Raw genomic sequence first — 23017 nt, 5'->3', positions numbered from 1 at the left:
CTTCTCCTCAGGAGTCGATGAAGTCGAGCAGGTCGGTGTGCAGCCGTTCGCGGTCGGTGTCCGGGAGCGCGTGCGGGCTGCCCTCGTAGACGACCAGCCGGGCCCCGTCGACGAGCTCGGCGGACCGCTTGCCGCCGACCTCGAAGGGCACGATCTGGTCGTCGTCGCCGTGGACCACGAGCGTGGGGACGTCGACCGCCGCGAGGTCGTCGCGGAAGTCGGTGGCCGAGAACGCCGCGATGCACTCGTAGGCGCCCCGGTGGCCGGTCGTCATGCCCTGGAGCCAGAACGCGTCGCGGAAGCCCTGGTCGACGTCGTTGTTGCGGTTGTGGCCGAAGAACGGGCCGTCGGCGAGGTCGCGGTAGAGCTGCGCACGGTCGGCGGCCTCGCCGGCACGGATCTGGTCGAAGACCTCCACGGGCAGGCCCTCGGGGTTGTCGTCCGTGCGGAGCATGAACGGCGGCACGGCCGAGACCAGCACGAGCCGGGCGACGCGCGCGGTGCCGTGCCGCCCGACGTACCGGACGATCTCGCCGCCGCCCGTCGAGTGACCGACGAGCGTCACGTCGCGCAGGTCGAGCGTCTCGATCAGCGTGGCGAGGTCGTCGGCATAGGTGTCCATCTCGTTCCCGTGCCACGTCTGGGTCGACCGCCCGTGCCCCCGCCGGTCGTGGGCGACCACGCGGTGCCCGTTCGTGGCGAGGAACAGCGCGGCGGCGTCCCAGGCGTCCGCGTCGAGCGGCCACCCGTGGCTCAGGACGACCGGGGTACCGCCGTCTCCCCAGTCCTTGTAGAAGATCCGTGCTCCGTCCTCGGTGGTGACGTACGGCATGCTGCCTCCTCGGGTGGTGCCGACGACCCGAGCCTGTCTCGGCGCCGCGGTCCGCGGACCACGTGCGGCACGTAGTCCCCGTGCACCCCGGGTGGTCGGACCGCGTCGCCGGTCCCCGCCCCGGCTCAGGTGGTCGTGCCGTGCGGGAAGCGCTCGCGCAGCTGCCGCCGGGACGAGACGCCGAGCTTCTGGAACACCTTGCGCAGGTGGTAGTCGACCGTGTTCGCGCTGATGAACAGCGTCGCCCCGATCTCGGCGTTCGTCTCCCCCCGCGCGGCGAGCCGGGCGATCGTCTCCTCCCGCGGTGTGAGGAGCGACGGCCTCGCGGTCCTGGCTCGCCGTCCCGGCGCCTCGCCGGTCGCCGCCAGCTCGGTCCGCGCCCTCTCGGCGAACGCCGCGGCTCCGGCGGCCTCGAACGCCACGAGCGCCGGGCCCAGCCACGCGCGCGCCTCGGCGCGACGTCGCTCGCGGCGCAGGCTCTCCCCCAGCAGGAGCCTCGACCGTGCCGCCTCGACGGGCGCACCGGCCTCGTCGAGCGCCTCGGCCGAGGCGTCGAGGAGGTCCGTCGACCCCGTCCCGGGGGTCACGAGGGCTCGGCACCGCAGGGCGACACCCCGCGCCCAGGGCGACCCGGTGGCGTCCGCGATCCGCTCGACCCGTGCGACGTGGCGCTCCGCCTCGCCGTCGTGGCCGCTGCGGACGGCCGCTTCGACGAAGTCCGGGAGCTGCAGCGGCGTGACCTGCAGGAACGGGTCGTCCACGAGCGACCGCAGAGCGACGTAGGCGTCGCGGTAGTGCCCCTGCGCGAGGTCGCGCACCGCGAGCGCCGCCCGCCCGCTCGACTCGACACCGCCGTACCCCGCCTGCCCGGCGGCCGCCGCCACGGCCTCGACCTGTGCCCGGGGGGCGTCGGTCCAGGCGAGGAACGCGACGTTGACCACCTGCTCGCCGTCGTAGCCGATGGCGCGACGCAGCTCGCGCACCTGCTCGACGAACTGGCTGGCGCGCCTCGGGGTGCCGCCGCTGAGCTCCGCGAGCGAGGAGATCCACAGACCCGTGTCGACCATCTGGAGCGAGCCGGCGTCGCGCGCCGCCTGGGTCACCTGCTCGAGCCACGCCGTGCGGGCCGGCAGGTCCCACAGGGCGGTCGCGAGCGCCACGCCCGCCGAGGCGTACGGGAGCACGGCGGGCCCCTCGAGCCCTCGCAGCGAGTCCAGGCCGTGCCGCAGCGTGGGCACGGCGTCCTCGGGGTCGTGCAGCACCAGGGCGCTCAGCGCGCGCAGCACCCGGGACGCCGCGTCGTCGCCGGTCCCCGCGCCGTCGTCGAGACGCCGGCCGAGCTCGTGCAGGGTCGTCCCGCGGCGGGAGCGCTCGGCGACCAGGGCGTACTCGAACGCGCGGACCAGCGCCTCCCGTTCCCGGTCCGGCTCGTGGCCGCGGAGCTGGTCCGCCGCCCGGAGGAGGTCGGCGGTCGCGTGGGCGAGCACGTCAGGGTCGCCCGTGAAGAGGCCCTGCGACACCCGGACCGCGGTCACCCGGGCCTGGTCGACCGGCGGGAGGCGCTCGACCGGGAGCCCGTCGAGCAGGGTGGCTCCGACCTGCGCCGCGCCAGCGGCGACGGCCGCCTCCGCGGCCGCGAGGACCCGGCGGTCGTGCGACCGGCCGGGCGGCGTCAGCTCGGCGGCGCGGGCGAGCACGCGCGCGCGGGAGACGAAGCCTCCCCGGGCGCCGGCGGCGTCCGCGACGGCCTCGAGCCGGTCGGCGACGGCGGCGTCCTCGCCCACGGTCGCCTTCGACGCGTGCCACGCCGCGAGCTCCGGCAGGTCGCACGCGTCGGCTGCCTCGGACAGCGCGCGGTGGGCGCGGCGCCGGTCCGGACCGGACGCGGCCCCGTAGGCGGCGGCCCGCAGGAGCGGGTGGCGGAACCGCACGGTCGCGCCGAGGGCGACGAGACCGTGCTCCTCCGCCTCGTCGGCGGCGCGCGGGTCGACGCCGAGAGCCGCGCACGCCTGCGACACCAGACGCACCGTGCCCGTCGCCTCGGCGGCGGCGACGAGGAGCCACTCCTGCACGGCCGGCGAGGTGCGCCGGACCCGCGTGAGGTAGTGGGCCTCGAGGTGCCGGCCGACCGGGACGGGCTCCTCGCCCACGGCCGACGCGCTGAGCTCCTGGGCGGTGAGCTCGTGCCCCAGGTCGACGAGGGCGAGCGGGTTCCCGCCCGTCGCCCGGACCACGCGCGCGACGACGAGCGGGTCGACGCCGCCCTCGAGGCTCGCGACGAGGAGCCGCGCACCGGACAGCGGGTCGAGCCCTCGCAGGGGCAGCACCGGGACTCCGGCGAGCACGTCGTCGAGACGGTCGTCGTCGCGGGACGCCATGAGCAGCGCGACCGGCTCCGCCCCGAGGCGGCGCGCGACGAACGCGAGCACCGCGACCGTCTCGGCGTCGAGCCAGTGCACGTCGTCGACGACGCACACGAGCGGTCGCTCGCGCGCGGCCGCCGAGAGGAGCTCGAGCACGCCGAGCCCGACGAGGAAGCGGTCCGGCGCCGTCCCGTCGGGCCGTCCGAGCACCGACCGCAGCGCGTCGCGGTAGGGCGGGGCGAGTCCGTCGACGAGGGCGTGCCACGGGCCGGTCAGACGGTGGAGACCGGCGTAGGCGATCCCGGACTCCGCCTCGTACCCGTCGACGCGCACGACGCCGACGCCGTCGAGCTCGGCGGTCGACGCCGCGAGGAGAGCGGACTTGCCGATGCCCGCCTCGCCGTGGACGACCAGAGCACCCGCGATGCCGTTCCGCGCGTCGCGCACGAGCGTCGCCACCTGGTGCAGCTCGTCGTCCCGTCCGAGCAGGTCCTCCGGCATGGCACCGAGGTCCTTCCGTCAGGAGCGCGGACGCTCCGCCTGGTCCTGACGGGAGCGTAGCGACCGGTCCCCCTCGGCGACACCCCTGCGGGGTCGCGACCTGCGGCGATGAGTTCTGCCCGGGGTCACCGTCTACCCCCTCGAGACCATCGCCCCACCCTCCCGAGGAGAGCCATGAGCACCCAGATCTTCGTCAACCTGCCCGTCAAGGACCTCGACGCGTCCAAGGCGTTCTACACCGCGCTCGGGTACTCGGTGAACGAGCAGTTCACGGACGAGAACGCGTCGTCGATCGTCATCAGCGACGCGATCTACGTGATGCTCCTCACGGCGGAGTTCGCCAAGCAGTTCACGAACAAGTCGATCGCGGACGCCACCTCGACGACCGAGGTCATCAACGCGCTCGGCGTGGAGAGCCGGGAGGCCGTCGACCGCATCGCCGACGCCGCGTTCGCCGCGGGCGCGACGGCGGTCAAGGACCCGCAGGAGGAGGGCGGGTTCATGTACTCGCGCAGCTTCGCGGACCTCGACGGCCACCAGTGGGAGGTCCTGTACATGGACCCGAGCGCGCTCGAGGGCTGAGACCTCCGGGAATCGAACGTGATGGCTCGCCGTTGCCGCCCGTATGCGAGCCATCACGTACTCCCGCTACGGCGGTCCCGACGTCCTCGAGCTCACGGAGCTCCCCACGCCCAAGGTGGGCCCGGACTCCGTGCTCGTCCGCGTGCGCGCCGCGAGCGTCAACCCTGTCGACTGGAAGGTCCGCGAGGGCTACCTCGACCAGGTCATGGACGCGGCGTTCCCGGTGGTGCCGGGCTGGGACGTCGCGGGCGTCGTCGAGCAGGTCGGCCTCGACACCCCCGAGTACCAGGTCGGCGACGAGGTGTACGGCTACGTGCGCAAGGACGTCGTGGGCGGCGAGGTCTCGGGCGGCACGTTCGCCGAGCTCGTCGCGGCACCGGTGCGCACCCTCGCGCACAAGCCCGCGGCCTGGTCGTTCGAGGAGGCCGCTGCCGTCCCGCTCGCCGGTCTCACGGCGTACCAGACCATCCGTCGCACGGGCGTCCAGCCCGGCCAGACCGTGCTCGTGCAGGCGGCGGCCGGTGGTGTCGGGTCCTTCGCGGTGCAGGTCGCACGCTCGGTGGGCGCGCGCGTGATCGGCACCGCGTCTGAGAAGAACCACGACTTCCTGCGCTCGCTCGGCGCGGAGCCGGTGACGTACGGGGACGGTCTGGCGGACCGCGTCCGGGCGCTGGCTCCCGAGGGCGTCGACGTCGTCCTCGACTACGTGGGCGGCGACGCGCTCGACTCCGTCCCGGACGTCCTGCGCGACGGCGGCACGGTCGCGTCGATCACCGACGCCCGGGCGCGCGACGAGCTCGGCGGTCACTACGTCTGGGTCCGGCCCGACTCCGCCGACCTCGCCGAGCTCGCACGGCTCGGCGACGCGGGGGTGCTGCGCCCCGAGGTGGCCGAGGTCTTCGACCTCGCGGACGCGGCCGCGGCGCACGAGCTCAGCGCGTCGGGACACGTGCGCGGCAAGGTCGTCGTCCGCGTCTGACCGAGCGCGGAGCGCCCTCACGGACCGGCCCTCACGGACCGGCCCGCGCGGGACCGGACGTCGCGGGATCAGGCGTCGGGGAGCTCACGGACCGGGGACGTGAGCTCCCCGCCGGCGTCGCCCGTGTTCACGGTGCCCTGCCGCTCGACGAGCACGACGGCCGTCTCGACGGCGGCGCGGGGGCGGTGCTCCACGCCGCGCGGCACGACCAGCACGTCGTGCGGCCCGAGGACGACAGGGCGCTCGACGCCGTCCTCGCGCAGGTCGACCGTCAGCTCGCCCGCGAGCACGAGGAACAGCTCGTCCGTCTCGGGGTGCGTGTGCCAGACGAACTCGCCGAGCACCTTGACGACCTTGACGTCGTCGTCGTTGACGCTCGCCACGCGGTGCGGCTGCCAGTGGCCGTCGAACGCGTCGAGGGCGGCGAGGAGGTTGCGGGCACCGGTCATGCCCACACCCTGCCACGCGCCGTCGTGCCCGGACCTCCTCCTGGTGCCACGCTTGCCCCATGAGCAGCAGCCCGACGTCGCCCGCCCACCCCACCGCGTTCGGACCCGAGGTCTACGCGACGCGGCGCGTCCGCGCGGCGGAGCAGGCGCGCGCGGCCGGGCTCGCCGGCCTCCTCGTGTCCCCCGGCCCCGAGCTGGCCTACTTCACCGGGTACACCCCGACCGCGGTCACCGAGCGCCTCACCCTCCTGGCGATCCCGGCGACGCTCCCGGACGCCGGGGAGGCGGCCGTCGTCGTGCCGCTCCTGGAGCGCGGCGACCTGCTGCGCGGCGCGGGGACGGACGGCCTGGAGGTCGTGCCGTGGCGCGACGGCGACGACGAGCACGCGACGGCCGCGCGGCTCCTGGAGCCCGCCGGGTCGTACGCGGTCTCCGACTCGACGTGGGCGCTGCACGTGCTCGGCCTGCAGCGCACGCTCCCGGACGCGCGGTTCGTCGCGTTCACGCACGCGCTGCCGATGCTGCGCGCGGTCAAGGACACCGCCGAGATCGAGCGGCTCGCCGCCGCCGGTGCCGCCGCCGACGCCGCGTTCGCCGACGTCCTGCAGGTGCCGTTCGCGGGCAGGCGGGAGACCGAGGTCGCCGCGGACCTCGACCGCTTCCTGCGCGACCACGGCCACGAGCAGGTCGACTTCACGCTCGTCTGCTCGGGGCCGAACGGCGCCGACCCGCACCACGAGGCCGACGACCGCGTCATCGAGCCCGGGGACATGATCGTCCTGGACTTCGGCGGGCTGCGGGACGGGTACGGGTCGGACACGAGCCGCACGGTCCTGGTCGCCGGGGGCGCGCCGGACGGCACGGACGAGGCCGCGCTCGCCGAGCAGCGCGAGGTGTACGACGTCGTGCGTCGCGCGCAGCAGGCCGGGGTCGACGCGGTGCGTCCCGGCGCGACGTGCCAGGACGTCGACCGCGCGGCCCGTGCCGTCATCACCGACGCGGGCTACGGCGAGTTCTTCGTGCACCGCACGGGCCACGGCATCGGCACGACGACGCACGAGCCGCCGTACATGGTCGAGGGCGAGGAACGGGCGATCGAGCCCGGCATGTGCTTCTCCGTCGAGCCGGGCGTCTACCTGCCGGGCCGGTTCGGGGTCCGGATCGAGGACATCGTCGTCGCGTTCCCTCCCGACGCGCCCGACGGCGCCCGTCGCCTCAACACCTCGACGCACGACCTCCAGGTCGTCTCCTGAGCATCGTCTCCCGAGCCGTGCTCGCTCGGCGGGGTCGTCCCGCTGCACGCCTCCCGCGGCACGGCAGCGCCCCGGTCACGCGCGCGGGGCCGAGCCGCCGCGCACGTGCTCGTTGCGGATGCCGACCCAGCTGAGCACACCGCCGAGGAACAGCAGCGCCGCGGTGACGACGAGCGAGCGGTGGAACCCGTCGAGGTCGAGGACCCCGCCGACGATCACCCCGGCGAACGCGATCACGACCAGCCCGGCCACGCGCGACACGGCGTTGTTCGCCGCGGACCCGATGCCGGCGTCGGACGCCGGGATGGACCCGAGGATCGCGGACGTGAGCGGCGCGACCGTCATCGCGAGCCCCAGCCCGAAGAGCACCATGCCCGGCAGGACCTGGGTGACGTACACCGCGTCGTCGGTCGTCGTGAGCAGGAGCAGGTAGCCCACGCCACCGACGACCGGCCCGACCGTCATGAACAGGCGTGGCCCGTAGCGGCCCGCGAGCGCCCCGAACCGGGTCGAGAGCGCGAGCAGCAGCAGCGTGATCGGCACCTGGGCGAGACCCGCCTGCGTCGCGCTGTAGCCGCCGACCTGCTGGAGGAACACCGTGACGACGAACCCGCCGAAGTAGAGCGCGCCGTAGATCGCAGCCGTCGCCAGGTTGCCCCAGGCGAAGTTGCGCACCCTGAACAGCCGCGGCGGGAGCATCGGGTCCGGGGCGCGGAGCTCCCAGACGACGAACGCGACGAGGCAGGCCACGCCGACGAGAGCCGGCCCCCAGACCACCGGGCTCGACCACCCGAAGCGGCCCTGCTCGATGAGCGCGAACACGGTCCCGGCGAGGCCGACGGCCGCGAGGGTGGCGCCGAGCGTGTCGATCCGCCGTCCCGCCGCGGAGCCCTCCTCGGCGGCGCTCCGCGGGATCCCGCGCAGGAGCCACAGCGTCGCCCCGACGGGGACCACGTTGATCCAGAAGACCCAGCGCCACGAGAACGCGTCGACGAGGACGCCGCCGAGCAGCGGCCCGACGATCGACGCCGTGCTCGTCCACGCGGTCCAGGAGCCGATGGCGCGGGACTGCCGCTCGCCGTCGAACGTGGAGATGATCATGGCGAGGGAGCTCGGGACGAGCAGCGCCCCGGCGACGCCCTGGAGGCCGCGCGCGACGACGAGGACCAGCCCGTCCGGCGCGAGCGCGCACGCGACGGAGGTCACCGCGAAGCCGACGAGGCCGACGGCCATGACGCGGCGCCGGCCGTGGACGTCCGACAGCGACCCGGCGAGGAGGATGAGCGACCCGAGCGTGATCATGTACGCGTCGACGACCCACTGCTGCAGCGCGAGCCCCGTGACAGGGCCGGTCGTGAGCTCGTCGGAGATCGCGGGCAGCGCGACGTTGACCACCGAGCCGTCGAGGAACGAGACGAACGACGCGAGGATCGCGACCACCAGCACGCGCTGCGGCACCGTCACCGCACCACGATCCCCCGCTGCGCGGGGGTCTGCATCTCGTCTCGACGCCATACCTTGAGGTAGGTATGCTGCGGACATGATCTCGACGAGCGCGCGGGACCGCCTCGTGGCCGCGGCGCAGGACCTCTTCTGGGCACAGGGGGTGGGCGCGACGAGCCCGCGACAGGTGCTCGACGCGAGCGGAGTGGGGCAGGGCAGCCTCTACCACCACTTCCCGTCGAAGCACGACCTCGCGAGCGCGGCGGTGCACGCGACCACGAGCGGCGCTCTCGACGCCGCCCGCCAGGACCTCGACCGCCCCGGCACCGCTCGCGACCGCCTCGTCCGCTACCTCGAGCGCCCCCGGCCCGCGCTCGCCGGCTGCAGGGTCGGCCGGCTCGTGAGCGACCAGGCCGTCATGGACGACGCCGCCCTCACCGCCGACGTGCGGGCCTACTTCGTCGGCCTCGTGGACCTCGTCACCGCCGTCCTGCGCGAGGACGGGCTGCCCGACGACGCAGCCCGGGACCGCGCGCTCGCCGCGGTCGCGATCGTGCAGGGCGGGTACGTCCTCGCCCGCGCGCTCGACGACCCCGACGCCATGGCCGGCGCGGTCCGCGGGTTCGTCGCGCTCCTCGACGCCGATGGCACCCCACTCACCGCCAGCGCTCCCGCGCCAGACGACCCGGAGGACGAATGACCGACGGCACCGACAACACCGACAGCCCGACGCTGCGCGACCGGCTCCGCGCCCTGCCCGTGCTCGGCCCCGACCTGCCCGGTCTCGCCGTGGACGCGGCGCCCGACGATCCCGTGACGCTGTTCGTCGACTGGCTCCAGGACGCGATCGACGCCGGCGTTCCCGCCCCCCACGCCGCGACCCTGTCGACCGCCGACGCCGGCGGCCGCGTCGATGCCCGGACCCTGATCCTCAAGGACGTCGGCCCGGGCGGGTGGGCCTTCGCGACGCGCTCCGACTCCCCCAAGGGCATCGCGCTCGCGCAGAACCCGAACGCGGCGCTGACGTTCCTGTGGCGCGAGCGCGGCAGGCAGGTCCGCGTGCGCGGCCCGGTCGTGCCGCTCGGTGCCGAGGTGTCGGCGGCCGACTTCCTCGCCCGGTCCGACTTCTCGCGCGCGACGGCGCTCGCGGGGCAGCAGAGCACGACCCTCGCCTCGCGGGCGCAGTACCGCGAGGCGTGGGACGCGGCTCTCGCCCGCGTGCGCACCGAGCCGGAGCTCGTGCTCGACACCTGGACCGCGTACGCGCTCGAGGCCACGACGGTCGAGTTCTGGGCGTCGTCGCCGGGCGACGGCCAGACCCGCCTGCGCTACACCACGTCGGCGACGCCTCCGTCGCCCGACGACCCTCCCTCCCCCGGCTGGACGAAGGAGCTCCTGTGGCCCTGACCGACACCCCCGACGCCCGCGCCGTGCCCGACGTCGAGGCCGTCCGCGACGACGCGCGGGCAGCCCTCGCCGCCGTCACGCGCTCGGCGGGCGAGCTCGACGCCGCCGCGCTGGCGGCGCCGTCGCTCCTGCCCGGCTGGTCGCGCAGCCACGTGCTCGCGCACGTCACGGCGATCGGCGAGGCGATGGCACGCCAGGCCGAGCGCGCCGCGGCGGGCGAGCTGGTCGAGGTGTACGACGGCGGCGCCCCAGGCCGCGAGGCCGGTATGCAGACCGGGGCGCGATGCACCGTCGTCGAGCACGTCGCGGCGCTCACGGCGCTCGCCGAGCGGCTGGAGGCCGCGTGGCCGGCCCCCGGCTCGTCCGGCTGGGTCGCGGCCGTCTCCTACCGCGACGGCACCGTCGTCGACGCGCTCGTCGCGTGGTGGCGCGAGGTCCGACTCCACGCCGTCGACCTCGACGCGGGGATCGGGATCGGCACGTGGCCGCCGGCGCTCGCCGAGCACCTGCTGGACTTCCTCGCCGTCCGACTGCCCCAGGACGTCGAGGTGGCGATCGACCCGGCAGCGGCGCAGCCCCAGTCCGGGACCGAGACCGAGACCGAGACCGAGACCGAGACCGAGACCACGGTGACCGGTTCGCTGCTCGATGTCGCGGCCTGGCTCGCGGGCCGCACGCCCGAGACCGTCCCGCACGCGTGGCGCGCGGGGACGCACGTCGACCTCCCGCAGATCGGCCCGTGGCCCTCGCCGTACTCCCCGCCGGCGACGTAGTACCGCAGTCGCGCGAAGTAGTACCGGAGTCGCGCGAAGTAGTACCCCGGTTGCGGGAAGTAGTACCCGTGCAGGACCGGGGTGCTACCTCGGCGAGCTGCGGTACTACCTCGGCGTCCGGGACCTTGGTCCTCGAGGAATGTGACGCACGCCCGTGACGCACCGCACACTTTGTGCACTCTGTCACAAGCGTAGAATCGCACCGTGTCGAGTCGAGCGAGCAACCCCGCAAGCACCGCAGACCAGATCGACGTAGCCCTCATCGGCGGTGGCATCATGAGTGCCACCCTGGGAGCTCTCATCAACGTCCTGGAGCCCTCCTGGACGGTGCGCATCTACGAGCGCCTGGACGCCGTCGCGCAGGAGTCGTCGAACCCCTGGAACAACGCCGGGACCGGCCATGCCGCCCTGTGCGAGCTCAACTACACCCCTGAGCGACCCGACGGCTCGATCGACATCGCCAAGGCGGTGACGATCAACGAGCAGTTCGAGGTCTCGCGCGAGTTCTGGCACCACCTCCTCACGACGGGCGCCCTCCCGCAGCCGGCGAGCTTCATCTCCCGCACCCCGCACATGACCTTCGTGCGCGGCACGGAGAACGTCGACTACCTGCGCCGCCGCTTCGAGACGCTGCGCCAGCACCCCCTGTTCAGCGAGCTCGAGTTCTCCGACGACCCCGCGGTCGTCGCGCAGTGGGCCCCCCTCCTCGTCGCGGAGCGCGACGGCGACGAGCCGATCGCCGCGACGCGCGCCACGAGCGGCACCGACGTCGACTTCGGCGCCCTTACGCAGCAGCTCGTGGACCACCTCGTCGCGAGCGGCACGCAGCTCTTCCTCGAGCACGAGGTGAAGAACCTCAAGAAGACCAAGGACGGCCGCTGGCGCCTCACGGTCAAGGACCGGTCGTGGAACGCGCCCGCGCGCCGCTCGACCGTCGAGGCGCGCTTCGTCTTCGTCGGCGCCGGTGGCGGCGCGCTCCCGCTCCTGCAGAAGGCCGGCATCCCCGAGGCCAAGGGCTACGGCGGCTTCCCGATCAGCGGCGAGTTCCTGCGAACCGACGACCCCGAGCTCGTCGCGCAGCACCAGGCGAAGGTCTACGGCAAGGCCGACGTCGGCTCCCCGCCGATGTCCGTCCCGCACCTCGACACGCGCGTCGTCGACGGCAAGAGCTATCTCATGTTCGGCCCGTACGCCGGGTTCAGCCCCAAGTACCTCAAGAAGGGCAAGTACCTGGGCCTGTTCACGTCGTTGCGCCTGCACAACCTGGGCTCGATGATCGGCGCGGGCGTCAAGAACCTCGACCTGACGCAGTACCTCGTCGGGCAGCTCCTCGCGAGCCCGGAGACGAAGTTCACGGCGCTCCAGGGCTTCATGCCGACGGCGCACCCCAAGGACTGGGAGACCATCACCGCGGGCCAGCGCGTCCAGGTCATCAAGAAGGACCAGGACGGCAAGGGCGTCCTCGAGTTCGGGACTGAGGTCATCGCCGCGGCCGACGGGTCGATCGCGGGCCTGCTCGGAGCGTCTCCGGGCGCGTCGACCGCCGTGCCGGCCATGATCGACCTGCTCGAGCGCTGCTTCCCGAACCGCTTCACGAAGTGGCGTCCCGAGCTCGCGACGATGATCCCGAGCCTCGGCCAGGCGCCGTGGGAGGCCGAGGAGCTCGAGGGCCTCGACCAGCTCACCGGCGACGCGGACCTCGACGTCTCGACGCGCGCCTGACCCGACGGCGCCCCGACGACGACGGCCCGGCCCTCCACGGAGGTCCGGGCCGTCCCGCGTCCCGGCGCGCCACGCCTCGACGCACGCGGTCCCGACGCGCGGCTCAGCGACGGTCGAGCTCCTGAGCGCCCGGTACCTCGCCGGAACCTGCGGGGAACCAGGGGTGCGCCGGGTCCTCGCGGCGCACCGCGAGGGCCACGACCGTCGAGCCGACGACGACGAGGAGGGCGATCACGCCCCAGAGGATGTCCATGCCTCGAGCATCGTCGGGCGCGCCGCGCCGGACGAGTGGCAGGACCGACGCGTGTCGACAAGATCCTGCCAGCGGCGTACGGTCGGGCCATGATCCGCACCGTCGCGGCCGTCGTGAGCGACGGCCTGGCCCCGTTCGAGTTCGGCGTCGTCTGCGAGGTCTTCGGCCTCGACCGCAGCGACCAGGGCGTCCCGCGCTTCGACTTCCGGGTCTGCGGTCCGGTCGCGGGAGAGCCCGTGCGCACCTCGGTGGGTGCCCAGGTCGTCCCCGCGCTGGGTCTCGACGCGGTCGACGACGCCGACCTCGTCGTGGTCCCGGCCATCCGCATCGGCAGCCACTACCCCGAGGCGGTGCTCGACACGATCCGTCGCGCCTCGGCGCGCGGCGCGACGCTGCTCAGCGTGTGCTCGGGCGTGTTCGTCCTGGCCGCGGCCGGCGTCATCGACGGCCGCCGCGTCACGACGCACTGGATGCACGCCGACGAGCTGCGGAGGCGGCACCCGACGCTCGACATCGACCCCGACGTGCTCTTCGTGGACGACGGCGACCTCATCACGAGCGCGGGGACGGCCGCGGGGATCGACGCGTGCCTGCACCTCGTCCGGCGCGAGCTCGGGTCCCGGGTCGCGAACGTCATCGCGCGCCGCATGGTCGTCCCGCCCCAGCGCGAGGGCGGGCAGCGGCAGTTCGTCCAGCGCCCCGTCCCGGAGGCCGAGGAGGACTCGTTCGCCGAGCTCCTCGACTGGATGACCGAGCATCTCGACGAGCCGCTGACGGTTCGCGACCTCGCCCGACGCGCCCACACGTCGGAGCGGACGTTCGCGCGGACGTTCGTCGCCCAGACCGGCACGACGCCGCTCGCCTGGCTCACCGCACAGCGTGTCGCCCACGCCCAGACGCTCCTCGAGGAGACGCGGACCGACCTCGAGGACGTCGCGCGCCGGTGCGGCTTCGGGTCGGCAGCGCTGCTGCGCCACCACTTCCGTCGGGCCGTCGGGGTCACGCCGACCGAGTTCCGGCTCACGTTCCGCCACGCCGCCTGACAGGCCTTCGCGGCTTCTTCACGCCGTGGACGATTGCGAACAACCTACGGTCCCGTAGGATCGGCACATCTGCACCACGAGCACCCGCTCAACTCCGCGGCTGGGAAGTCGACTCGATCCCCTTGCAAGGATGCACATGACTTCTGCCGCCGTCCGTCCGGGCTTCCGGGCCACCCGACCCAAGACCGACGACGGCGCAGCCGTCACCAGCACCTACACCGCCCTCTCGCGAACCGTGCGCGACGCAGGTCTCCTCGAGCGGGCGCAGGGCTACTACCTGTGGACGCTCGGCTTCCTGACGCTCGCGCTGGGCGGCGTCGTCACCGGCATCGTCCTCCTGGGCGACTCGTGGTTCCAGCTCCTCATGGCCGCAGCACTCGGCCTGATCTTCACGCAGTTCGCGTTCGTGGCGCACGAGGCCTCGCACCGCCAGGTCTTCGCCTCGGGTCCCGTCAACGACCGGGTCGGGAAGATCCTCGCCAACGCCGTCGTGGGCATCAGCTACTCCTGGTGGATGAACAAGCACACGCGCCACCACGCGAACCCGAACCGACGTGGCAAGGACCCCGACATCGACCCGGACGTCATCGTCTTCCTCGGCGAGGACGCCGGGCGGGCCACCGGCATCAAGGCGTTCATCAACCGCTACCAGGGCTGGTTGTTCTTCCCGCTCCTCACCCTCGAGGGCCTCAACCTCCACGTCACCGCGTTCCGCAGCCTCATCACCGGCAACGCCGTGCGTGCCGACCTGCGCACGCGGATGACGGAGCTCGCGATCATCGTCGTGCGGCTCGCGACCTACGTCGCCGTGATCTTCTGGGCGCTCCCGCTGGGCATGGCGTTCGCGTTCCTCGGGGTCCAGCTCGCCGTGTTCGGCGTGTACATGGGGGCGTCGTTCGCGCCGAACCACAAGGGCATGGCGATCATCCCCGAGGACAGCAAGATCGACTTCCTCTCGAAGCAGGTGCTCACGTCGCGGAACATCCGCGGGGGCTGGTTCATGAACATCCTCATGGGCGGTCTCAACTTCCAGATCGAGCACCACCTGTTCCCGAGCATGCCGCGGCCCCACCTCGCGCGGGCGCGCGACATCGTGCGAGAGCACTGCAGCAACCTCGGGCTGCCCTACACGGAGACGAGCCTCGCCCAGTCCTACGCGATCGTGGTCCGGTACCTCAACGAGGTCGGGCTGTCGGCGCGCGACCCGTTCGACTGCCCCATGTTCAAGCAGCTGCGCAAGGTCTGAGCCGCCAAGCAGCTGCGCAAGATCTGAGCCGTCGTCAGGACGACGCAGCGTGCCCGTGACGCCAGTAGCCGACGAAGTCGACGTGCGTCTTGGGTACGCCGCGGTCGTTGACGAGGTGTCGGCGGACACCGGTCACCAACGACGACTCGCCGACGGCGTACGCGTACACGGGGGCTGACGGCAGCTCGGCCGCGAGCACCGCGTCGAGCGCGAGCCGACCGGGCAGGGCGTGGCCGTCGTCGGCACCCGGCACGTCTGCGGCGGGCACGTCCGCGGAGGGCACGTCTGCAGGCACCTCCGCGGTCGGAGCACCGTCCGCCCGCGCGATCCAGCGCAGCTCGACCCCGGCAGGGACGCGGAAGTCCTGGACGTCGGCCAGGTCGGGCACTTCGACGATCGCGAGGCCGCGCGCGTCGTCGGGCAGGGACTCGCAGATGCCGGCGACGGCGGGCAGCCCGGTCTCGTCGGCGACGACGAGCGTCCAGTCGTGCGCGACGCGCGGGTTGTACCCGACGCCCTGGTCGAGCAGCCCCACGCGCTCCCCCGGCTCCGCGGTCAGTGCGAAGCGTGACGCCGGCCCCTCGTCGCCGTGGACGACGAAGTCGACGTCCATCTCGCGCAGGTCGGGCCGCACCGCACGCACCGTGTAGTTGCGCACGAACGGCCGCCGCGCCCTGGGCGTGGCGAGGTACTGGACGTACCACAGGCCCGACGAGCGTGTCGGCAGGCTCAGCGCGTCCTGGTCGGGCCGCGCGAGGAAGAGGCGGAACCACTGGTCGTACCCCATCGGGGTGAAGTGGTCCATGCCCTCGCCGCCGAGCGTCACCCGGACGACGTGCGGGCTGACGCGCTTCGACCCGACGACCTCGAGCGTCAGGACGTGCGCGTCGGCAGGCTTGACGATCTTGAAGTTCGCCACCGTCGGCTCCTCGTTCCTCCACGGGTCGGTACCCGGCACGCTGCCGGACGACCGATCACCGCCCGGGGCGATCGCAGGAGAGCCTAACCTCACCTCGGCGTCGCGTCGATGTGCTCGACGCCACACGGCCGGTGCGCCGTCGATCGCTGCCCGCGGTGCCGACCGGCCGGTCCGGCCTGGCATGCTCGGACCGTGGAGCTTCCCCTCGTCTGGTCCCTGGTCCTCGTCCTGACGGGCGTGTGGACCCTCGTCATCTGGCCGCGCTTCTGGCAGCGCATCGCGAAGGACCCGAGGTCCCGTGACGCCGACGGCGGCGCGACGCGGTTCCTCACCGTGCATGCCGTGCTCATCGGCGTGTCGCTCGCGCTCGGCGTGGCCGTCGGCGTCCTCGGGGTCGTCACGCTCGTCTGAGCGTCGAGCCGTCGCCCGACCGTCCGTGCCGCGTCGCCCGCGGTCAGCGACGGCGGAGCCCGGCGAGCCGCTCCGGGTTGCGGAACACGAGCACGCGCGCCACGCGGTCGTCGTCGAGCTCGACCGTCCCGGCCATCACGGGCACGCCGCCGGACGTCCACACGATCCCGACCGCGCCGTTGATCTCCGCCGGCTCCGACGCCAGCTCACGCACCTCCGGCTTCGCCGCGAGCCCGAGGAGCAGGCGCGCGACCTTCTCGACGCCGCTGACGGGACGCAGCGCCGCACGAACCCGGCCGCCGCCGTCCATCACGACGGCGACGTCCGGCGCGAGCGCCGCGACCACGGCGTCCAGGTCGCCGGTCGTGCAGGACTCCATGAACCGCCGCACGACCTCGTGCTGCTGGTCGCCCGAGGCCGTGAAGCGGGGACGTCGCGAACGCACGTGCTCGCGCGCGCGGTGAGCCGTCTGACGCACGGCCTCGGGCGTCCGGTCGAGCACGCGCGCGACCTCGTCGTGGTCCAGCGCGAACACCTCGCGCAGCACGAAGACCGCGCGCTCGAGCGGGCTCAGCGTCTCCAGCACGACGAGCATCGCTATCGAGACGTCGTCGGCACGCTCGACCTGGAACGCGGCGTCGGGCGTCGTGAGCAGCGGGTCGGGGAGCCACGGCCCGATGTACGTCTCGCGCTGCGTCCGCAGCGTCCGCAGCCGGTTGAGCGCGAGACGCGTGGTGATGCGCACGAGGTAGGCGCGCGCGTCCACCACGTCGTCGCGGTCGTCCGCGGACCAGCGCAGCCACGTCTCCTGGACCACGTCCTCGGCGTCCGCAGCGGCGCCGAGCATCTCGTACGCGACCGTGAAGAGCAGCCGGCGGTGGCGGGCGAACGGCGCGACGAGCGCGTCGCTCCCGTCCTGCCCGGGCCACCCGCCGTCGTCGCTCACTCCCCCAGCCTGCCGGAGCCACCGGCCGCGTGACCACCGGCGGCGCCCAGGGCCCCCGCGGGCGGCACCGCGCACCGGTCGCCGAACCCCTGGCTCGTCAGACCGAGCGCCGCGTTGACGCGGCTGCGCAGGTTCTCCACCGCGACAAGTGCCGTGAGCTCGACGAACGCCGCGTCGCCGAGGTCGGCCCGCAGGTCCGCCGCGAGCTCGTCGGAGACCGTCGGCGGCGTCGCCGTCATCGCCTGGGCGTACTCCAGGACCCGGCGCTGCGTCGCGGTGTAGACGTCGCTGTCGCGCCACGCCGGGACGTCGTGGAGCAGCCGAGGGTCGACGTCGCCGTGCTCGGACTCCCAGTACCCGAAGTCGACGCACCACGAGCAGCCGATGTCCACCGCCGCCGCCATGACGGCGAGTGCGGCGTGCGCGGGTTCGAGCGCGCGCCACCGCGCCACGCCGGCCTCGAGCACGCAGTAGGTCGTGGCGACACGGGCGTTGTGCCCGACGGCCGCCAACGGGTCGAGCACCGCGCCGTACCGACGACGCGACAGCGCGGCGAGCGTGCGGTTGAGCAGCGTGCGGGGCGGGTCCAGCGAGATGCGGGCCATGGGGTGCTCCTTCCGGTCCGGCACGTGGTCGCGCCGGTGCCATGAGGACACGCCGGCACCCGCCGTCGTGACACGATCCGGCCGCTCGCCGTCGTGGCGTGCGTCACACCAGCTCTCCGCCGGCACGCACGGCGGTCAGGATCGAGGTCACGGACGGTGCGACCGCTTCTCGTTGCCGCGCCGGTAGTTCCCCGTCGCGCGCGCGAGGAGGAGCTGCACCTCGCGCTCGTCCCCCCGGGCCTCGGCGCGACCGAGCGCGGCGACCAACCTGTCCGCCGAGGCGCCCGCGACCGTGACGACGACGCGGCCACCGCGGGCGACCCGCACGCGACCGTCCTGGGTGACCTGGTGGTCGAACGGGTCGGGGAACGCGTCGTCGGGCATGCGGGAGACGCTAGGCCCGCGAACGCCGCGAGCGCACGTCCATTTCCGCGGTCACGCCCTCGCCCGGTCGCCGCTGCGGCGCCGCTCGCCGCGGCCCGTGAGGTCGGCGAGCGCGGAGTACCGCGGCACCCAGCGCACCAGCGCCGCTGTCGAGGCGCCGCCGAGAGCCGCGGCGGCCCAGATCCCCGCGGCGAGCGACCCGAGCGCCGCGCCCGCGGCCAGCACGAGCGGCCCGAGCGCGTCGCCCGTGTCCTGGAACAGCCGCCACACGCTGAGGAAGGTCGGGCGCACGTCGGCCGGGGCGACGTCGGCCCCGAGCGTCATGACGATCCCCGAGCCCATGCCGTTCCCGATGCCGAGGAGCGCCGCGACGACCGCGAGCGCCACGGCAGTGTGCGTGACCGGGACGAGCGCGAGGGCGATGGCCATCGTGAGCATGGACGGGACCGCGACCCACAGCCTGCCGAACCGGTCCATCACCTTGCCCGCGGGGTAGAACAGCAGCATGTCGAGGGCGCCGGAGATCCCGAAGATCACCGACGTCACCTCGGCGTCGAGGCCGAGGTGCTCGCCCCAGAGCGGGATCACGGTCTGCCGGGCGCCGCGCACCGCGGCGACGAGGAGGATCGCGACCCCGAGCGTGGCGAACAGGCGCCGGTGGTCGCGCGCGACCTGCGCGATGCTCACGCGCGGGCGCACGGCGCGCCCTCTCCGGCCCTGCGCGTCGTCGCCGTCGCGCTCCGGAGGCACGACGGCGACGACGACCACCGCCACGAGCGCCGAGACCGCGCCGAGCCAGAAGGCGCCGCGCACGGACGTCGCGGCGATGACCGCGGCGCCCGCGAACGGGCCGATGAACAGCCCGATGCGGTGCACGCCGGCGAGCGTGGACAGGACCCGCGCCCGTCGCAGCGGCGGAGTGATCTCCGTGAGGTACGACTGCCGCGCGAGGTTGAACACGGCCGACGACGCCCCCAGGGCGAGAACTCCCGCCGCGAGGCCCCACAGCGCGCTCGTCAGCGCGACCGTCGAGAACGCGACGACGGCGACGGCACCCGCGAGCAGCATCGCCGCACGGTCGCCGAGCCGCGTCGCGAGCGACCCCGCGGGCAGGTCGAAGAGGATCTTGCCGAGCGGCAGGAGCGCCGTCACGAGCCCGGCGACCGTGAGGCTCGCGCCGCGCCCGGTCGCCGTGACGGCGACGACCGGCAGCATGGCGCCGACGCCGATCTCCAGGACGAGGGTCGGGACGAACGCACCGAGCACGACGCTGCGGAAGGGGAACAACGGCCCGCCGGTGCTCGCGGGGCTCGCGACGGGACGGGTCACGCGGGGTCGCCCGTCGGCTCTGCGATCCGTGCATCGGCCTCCGCACCCCGGCAGGCGGGCGTGTCCGCGAGCAGCTCCAGGAGCTGCGGCGCGGCCGACGCTCCCGTCCCCCGGTGCCCGGTCACGACCGACACGACCCAGCCGGGCGTGCCCGTCTCGGGGAGCGGGACCGTCGTGAGACGCGCCGCCTGCGGCTTCGCGGCGACGTGCCGCGGGACCATGGCGACACCGAGCCCCCGCTCGACGAGGTCGAGCAGCGTGTGCACGTCGTTCACCGTGAACCGGACCCGGCGGTGCGCACCGTGCTCCGCGCAGACCGCGTCGTTCACCGGACGCGCCGCCCACGACGGGTCCAGGTCGACGAAGTCCTCGCCCACGAGGTCGGCCCAGTCGACCCGGCCCAGGCTCGCGAGGGGGTGCTCGGGCGGGCACACGAGCACGACGGGCTCTCGGCCGAGCTCCGTCTGGGAGAGAGACCCGAGGTGCTCGGTCGTGGCGACGAACGCGACGTCGAGATCACCCTCGCGCACGCGTGCGACCAGCTCGTGCGAACCGGCCTGGACGAAGTGGATCTCGACGAGAGGGAATCGCCGGTGGAAGCGCTCGAGCAGCGCGGCCACGTCGACGATCCCGAGGCACTGCTCCGACCCGACGTGCAGCGACCCCGAGAGCGCGTGCGTCGACCGGACGACCGCGTCGCGAGCGGCGGCCGCCTGCGCGAGCATGGAGCGGGCGTGCGGCAGCAGGGCGAGACCGGCCTCGGTCGGCTCGACGCGGCGGGTCGTGCGCGTGAACAGGCTGGACCCGAGCTCGTCCTCGAGGCTGCGGATCGCGGCGGACAGGCCCGACTGGGACACGCCGGTGAGCGCCGCGGCCCGGGTGAACTGGCGCTCGTCCGCGAGCGCCACGAGGTACTCCATCTGCCGTAGATCCATTGACCACTCATTCTTCTGGAATTGACGATCGACAGTTGTTGGACTTCTAGGTTATCGGTTCCTAGGCTCGACCAACACGTCCCGGGAGCACCCTCCCGCACGGGCGATCACCCTTCCTACCCCCCGACCCCGAGGAAGTTCTCCATGCAGCAGCGCACTCTCGGATCCTGGACCGTCTCCGCGGTCGGCCTCGGCGGCATGCCGATGTCGATCGAGGGCCGTCCCGACGAGGACCGGTCCGTCGCGACGATCCATGCCGCCCTCGACGCGGGCGTCACGCTGATCGACACCGCCGACGCCTACCACCTGCACGCCGACGAGGTCGGCCACAACGAGGAGCTGATCGCTCGCGCCCTCCGGTCGTACGGCGGCGACACGTCGGCCGTGCTCGTCGCGACGAAGGGCGGCCACCTGCGCCCCGGCGACGGCACATGGACGAAGAACGGCGATCCCACCTACCTCAAGCACGCGGCGAAGGAGTCGGCCCGCCGCCTCGGCGTGGACGCGATCGGGCTCTACCAGTTCCACCGCCCGGACCCGGCCGTGCCCTACGCGGACTCGGTCGGCGCGCTCGCGGAGCTCCTCGACGAGGGCGTCATCGAGATGGCCGGCATCTCGAACGCCGACGTCGCGCAGATCGACCTCGCGAACGAGGTGCTCGGCGGCCGGCTGGTGTCCGTGCAGAACCAGTTCTCGCCGCGGTTCCGGTCCAGCCAGGGCGAGCTCGAGCACTGCGCGGCGCTCGGGGTCGCATTCCTGCCCTGGAGCCCGCTGGGCGGGATCGCGAACGCCGGCGAGCTCGGCAGCACGCACGCCGCGTTCCAGGAGGTCGCCGACGCCCACGACGTGAGCGTCTACCAGGTCACGCTCGCATGGGAGCTCGCGCTCGCACCCGTCGTGATCCCCATCCCGGGGGCCTCGCGCCCCGAGAGCATCCGCGACTCCGCCAGAGCCGTCGACCTCGTCCTGACCGACGACGAGGTCGCCCGGCTCTCGGCGGCCTGACCGGCGACGGACGGAGCACCACCGTGAAGACCTTCACCCTCCCCGGGACGGACCTCGTGGTCCCGAACGTCGTGCTCGGGCTCATGCGCATCCAGGACAAGTCGGACGACGAGGTCCGCGCGCTCGTGCACGCTGCGCGAGACGCAGGGATCACGTTCCTCGACCACGCCGACATCTACGGCGACGACCTGCACGGCTGCGAGCGCCGCTTCGCGGAGGCGACGCGCCTGTCCCCCGCCGAGCGCGCGGAGTGGGTCATCCAGTCCAAGGCCGGGATCGTGCCCGACGGACCGTACTTCGACTTCTCGTACGACCACCTCGTCGGGTCGGTGCACGGGTCGCTCGACGCGCTGGGCACGGACTACCTCGACATCCTCCTGCTGCACCGCCCGGACCCCCTCGTGGAGCCCGAGGAGGTCGCGCGCGCGTTCTCCGACCTCCACGCCGCCGGCAAGGTCCGCGCGTTCGGCGTCTCCAACCACACGCCCGGCCAGATCGAGCTCCTGCGCCGGTACGTCGAGCAGCCGATCGTCGCCAACCAGATGCAGCTCTCGATCCCGCACGCGCCGCTCGTCGCGCAGGGCGTCGCGTCCAACATGGCGGCGCTCGACCAGTCGGTCAGCCGCGACCTCGGGACGCTCGACTACTGCCGCCTGCACGACATCACCGTCCAGGCGTGGTCACCGCTGCAGGGCGGCGCGGGCCACGGCGTCTTCCTCGGGTCGCCCGAGCACCCCGAGCTCAACACGGTGATCGACCGGCTCGCCGCGCAGTACGACGTGCCGCCGATCGCCATCGCCACGGCGTGGATCACCCGGCACCCCGCACAGATGCAGGTCGTGCTCGGCACGACGAGCCCCGACCGCGTCGCCGGCGCGGCGCAGGGCTCGGACGTCCCGCTGACGCGCGCCGAGTGGTCCGAGCTCTTCCGCGCCGCGGGACACCACGTGCCCTGACGGGCGCGCGGTGTGACCGGACGGAGGCGAGGAACGGGGGCCGAGGGCGATCGGTCAGGATTCGAGAAGCGGTGCGGGCGCACGCGTTCCTAGCATCGAGGCATCGACCCGACCGACCGACCGACCGACCGAGAAGGAGCGTCCGATGACGGGCACGCAGAAGGCTGCGACAACGACGAGCGCCGACGGGTTCACCGCCGAGGAGCGAGCGGCGATGAAGGAGCGCGCCAAGGAGCTCAGGGCGACGACCGACGGCGAGGCGGCGGTCCGCGAGAAGCTCGCCGAGATGTCCGCCGCGGACCGGGCCCTCGCCGAGGCCGTCCACGCGATCGTGCGGGCCGAGGCGCCCCACCTGGTGCCGCGCACCTGGTACGGCCAGCCGGCGTACGCCCTGCCGGGCAAGGGCAGCAAGCCCGGCCCGATCGTGTGCTTCTTCCAGCCCGCGGAGAAGTTCGGCTCCCGCTACGCGACGCTCGGCTTCAACGACGACGCACGGCTCGACGACGGCACGATGTGGCCGACGTCGTTCGCGCTCACGGAGATGAACGCCGCGAACGAGCAGGAGATCTCCCGGCTCGTGCGGACCGCGGCGGGCTGAGGAGCGCGAGCAGGTCGGGCCGAGGCAGCGCGTGCATGCTGTCCCGGCCCGACCTCCGGCCTCTGCGACCGCCGTCTCCCTCA

24 protein-coding genes are annotated in these 23017 nt (G+C 73.7%); 13 read left to right on the top strand and 11 right to left on the bottom strand.

Going from position 1 to position 23017, the window contains the following annotated elements; all coding sequences use genetic code 11:
• Positions 1-7: 7 nt before the first annotated feature.
• Both ACZCLJ_RS00960 and ACZCLJ_RS00955 read right to left on the bottom strand, forming a co-directional pair.
• Positions 8-832: an alpha/beta fold hydrolase gene (locus ACZCLJ_RS00960; RefSeq protein WP_463105160.1), complete on the bottom strand. Its 825-nt coding sequence runs from the start codon at positions 830-832 to the stop codon at positions 8-10.
• A gap of 125 nt (positions 833-957) precedes the next feature.
• Positions 958-3696 (bottom strand): helix-turn-helix transcriptional regulator, encoded by a 2739-nt coding sequence (locus ACZCLJ_RS00955; protein ID WP_463105159.1) that lies wholly within the window; start codon positions 3694-3696, stop codon positions 958-960.
• A gap of 174 nt (positions 3697-3870) precedes the next feature.
• Between ACZCLJ_RS00955 and ACZCLJ_RS00950 the strand changes: the two genes are divergently transcribed.
• Together ACZCLJ_RS00950 and ACZCLJ_RS00945 are read left to right on the top strand one after the other, a co-directional pair.
• Positions 3871-4278: a VOC family protein gene (locus ACZCLJ_RS00950; RefSeq protein WP_463105158.1), complete on the top strand. Its 408-nt coding sequence runs from the start codon at positions 3871-3873 to the stop codon at positions 4276-4278.
• A 43-nt stretch (positions 4279-4321) separates the two neighbouring features.
• Complete coding sequence (locus ACZCLJ_RS00945; RefSeq protein ID WP_463105157.1) at positions 4322-5257, top strand: NADP-dependent oxidoreductase; 936 nt, start codon at positions 4322-4324, stop codon at positions 5255-5257.
• A 68-nt stretch (positions 5258-5325) separates the two neighbouring features.
• Here the strand turns inward: ACZCLJ_RS00945 and ACZCLJ_RS00940 are convergent, their stop codons facing one another.
• On the bottom strand, positions 5326-5706 hold the full coding sequence (locus ACZCLJ_RS00940; protein WP_251151640.1) for a cupin domain-containing protein: 381 nt from the start codon (positions 5704-5706) through the stop codon (positions 5326-5328).
• A 59-nt stretch (positions 5707-5765) separates the two neighbouring features.
• On the opposite strand from ACZCLJ_RS00940, the gene ACZCLJ_RS00935 reads away from it, so the two are divergent.
• Positions 5766-6959, top strand: coding sequence for an aminopeptidase P family protein (locus tag ACZCLJ_RS00935; protein WP_463105156.1), 1194 nt, complete (start codon positions 5766-5768; stop codon positions 6957-6959).
• Positions 6960-7034: 75 nt separating this feature from the next.
• Here ACZCLJ_RS00935 and ACZCLJ_RS00930 read toward each other — a convergent pair whose 3' ends face one another.
• Positions 7035-8423, bottom strand: a complete 1389-nt coding sequence (locus ACZCLJ_RS00930; protein WP_463105155.1) for a DHA2 family efflux MFS transporter permease subunit — start codon at positions 8421-8423, stop codon at positions 7035-7037.
• A 76-nt stretch (positions 8424-8499) separates the two neighbouring features.
• On the opposite strand from ACZCLJ_RS00930, the gene ACZCLJ_RS00925 reads away from it, so the two are divergent.
• The 4 genes from ACZCLJ_RS00925 (at position 8500) to mqo (ending at position 12304) form a co-directional block, all read left to right on the top strand.
• Entirely contained in the window at positions 8500-9102 is a 603-nt protein-coding gene (locus ACZCLJ_RS00925) for a TetR/AcrR family transcriptional regulator (RefSeq protein WP_463105154.1), read from the top strand.
• Entirely contained in the window at positions 9099-9809 is a 711-nt protein-coding gene (locus ACZCLJ_RS00920) for a pyridoxine/pyridoxamine 5'-phosphate oxidase (protein ID WP_463105153.1), read from the top strand. The genes ACZCLJ_RS00925 and ACZCLJ_RS00920 overlap by 4 nt, the downstream gene beginning before the upstream one ends.
• Positions 9800-10582, top strand: coding sequence for a maleylpyruvate isomerase family mycothiol-dependent enzyme (locus ACZCLJ_RS00915; protein ID WP_463105152.1), 783 nt, complete (start codon positions 9800-9802; stop codon positions 10580-10582). The genes ACZCLJ_RS00920 and ACZCLJ_RS00915 overlap by 10 nt, the downstream gene beginning before the upstream one ends.
• Before the next feature lie 204 nt (positions 10583-10786).
• Positions 10787-12304 (top strand): malate dehydrogenase (quinone), encoded by a 1518-nt coding sequence (gene mqo / locus ACZCLJ_RS00910; protein ID WP_463105151.1) that lies wholly within the window; start codon positions 10787-10789, stop codon positions 12302-12304.
• 103 nt (positions 12305-12407) lie between these two features.
• Here mqo and ACZCLJ_RS00905 read toward each other — a convergent pair whose 3' ends face one another.
• A complete protein-coding gene (locus tag ACZCLJ_RS00905) occupies positions 12408-12557 on the bottom strand; it encodes a hypothetical protein (RefSeq protein ID WP_251151647.1) in 150 nt (49 codons plus the stop codon).
• An 89-nt stretch (positions 12558-12646) separates the two neighbouring features.
• Between ACZCLJ_RS00905 and ACZCLJ_RS00900 the strand changes: the two genes are divergently transcribed.
• Positions 12647-13600 carry a helix-turn-helix domain-containing protein gene (locus ACZCLJ_RS00900; protein WP_251151648.1) on the top strand — a complete coding sequence of 318 codons (954 nt, stop codon included), beginning with the start codon at positions 12647-12649 and terminating at the stop codon, positions 13598-13600.
• Positions 13601-13736: 136 nt separating this feature from the next.
• Positions 13737-14846, top strand: coding sequence for a fatty acid desaturase family protein (locus tag ACZCLJ_RS00895; RefSeq protein WP_251151649.1), 1110 nt, complete (start codon positions 13737-13739; stop codon positions 14844-14846).
• Positions 14847-14880: 34 nt separating this feature from the next.
• Here ACZCLJ_RS00895 and ACZCLJ_RS00890 read toward each other — a convergent pair whose 3' ends face one another.
• The gene (locus tag ACZCLJ_RS00890; protein ID WP_463105150.1) at positions 14881-15765 is read right to left on the bottom strand and encodes a siderophore-interacting protein; all 885 of its coding nucleotides are present in this window, start codon (positions 15763-15765) and stop codon (positions 14881-14883) included.
• A gap of 192 nt (positions 15766-15957) precedes the next feature.
• Between ACZCLJ_RS00890 and ACZCLJ_RS00885 the strand changes: the two genes are divergently transcribed.
• A complete protein-coding gene (locus ACZCLJ_RS00885) occupies positions 15958-16176 on the top strand; it encodes an SCO4848 family membrane protein (protein WP_463105149.1) in 219 nt (72 codons plus the stop codon).
• A gap of 43 nt (positions 16177-16219) precedes the next feature.
• Here ACZCLJ_RS00885 and ACZCLJ_RS00880 read toward each other — a convergent pair whose 3' ends face one another.
• The 5 genes from ACZCLJ_RS00880 to ACZCLJ_RS00860 form a co-directional block, all read right to left on the bottom strand.
• Entirely contained in the window at positions 16220-17122 is a 903-nt protein-coding gene (locus ACZCLJ_RS00880; RefSeq protein ID WP_463105148.1) for an RNA polymerase sigma-70 factor, read from the bottom strand.
• Positions 17119-17727 carry a carboxymuconolactone decarboxylase family protein gene (locus ACZCLJ_RS00875; RefSeq protein WP_463105147.1) on the bottom strand — a complete coding sequence of 203 codons (609 nt, stop codon included), beginning with the start codon at positions 17725-17727 and terminating at the stop codon, positions 17119-17121. The genes ACZCLJ_RS00880 and ACZCLJ_RS00875 overlap by 4 nt, the downstream gene beginning before the upstream one ends.
• Positions 17728-17874: 147 nt before the next feature.
• A complete protein-coding gene (locus ACZCLJ_RS00870; RefSeq protein WP_463105146.1) occupies positions 17875-18111 on the bottom strand; it encodes a hypothetical protein in 237 nt (78 codons plus the stop codon).
• A gap of 51 nt (positions 18112-18162) precedes the next feature.
• Positions 18163-19440 (bottom strand): MFS transporter, encoded by a 1278-nt coding sequence (locus ACZCLJ_RS00865; RefSeq protein WP_463105145.1) that lies wholly within the window; start codon positions 19438-19440, stop codon positions 18163-18165.
• Complete coding sequence (locus ACZCLJ_RS00860; protein WP_463105144.1) at positions 19437-20375, bottom strand: LysR family transcriptional regulator; 939 nt, start codon at positions 20373-20375, stop codon at positions 19437-19439. The genes ACZCLJ_RS00865 and ACZCLJ_RS00860 overlap by 4 nt, the downstream gene beginning before the upstream one ends.
• 144 nt (positions 20376-20519) lie before the next feature.
• On the opposite strand from ACZCLJ_RS00860, the gene ACZCLJ_RS00855 reads away from it, so the two are divergent.
• The 3 genes from ACZCLJ_RS00855 to ACZCLJ_RS00845 all read left to right on the top strand — a co-directional run bounded on the left by ACZCLJ_RS00855 (position 20520) and on the right by ACZCLJ_RS00845 (position 22934).
• Positions 20520-21380, top strand: a complete 861-nt coding sequence (locus tag ACZCLJ_RS00855; RefSeq protein WP_463105143.1) for an aldo/keto reductase — start codon at positions 20520-20522, stop codon at positions 21378-21380.
• Between the two features lie 23 nt (positions 21381-21403).
• On the top strand, positions 21404-22336 hold the full coding sequence (locus ACZCLJ_RS00850; protein WP_463105142.1) for an aldo/keto reductase: 933 nt from the start codon (positions 21404-21406) through the stop codon (positions 22334-22336).
• A 145-nt stretch (positions 22337-22481) separates the two neighbouring features.
• Complete coding sequence (locus ACZCLJ_RS00845; protein WP_463105141.1) at positions 22482-22934, top strand: iron chaperone; 453 nt, start codon at positions 22482-22484, stop codon at positions 22932-22934.
• Positions 22935-23017: the final 83 nt, after the last annotated feature.

It is taken from the genome of Cellulosimicrobium sp. So1_17 (assembly GCF_055181235.1).
This window is presented reverse-complemented; position numbering and strand designations above follow the sequence as displayed.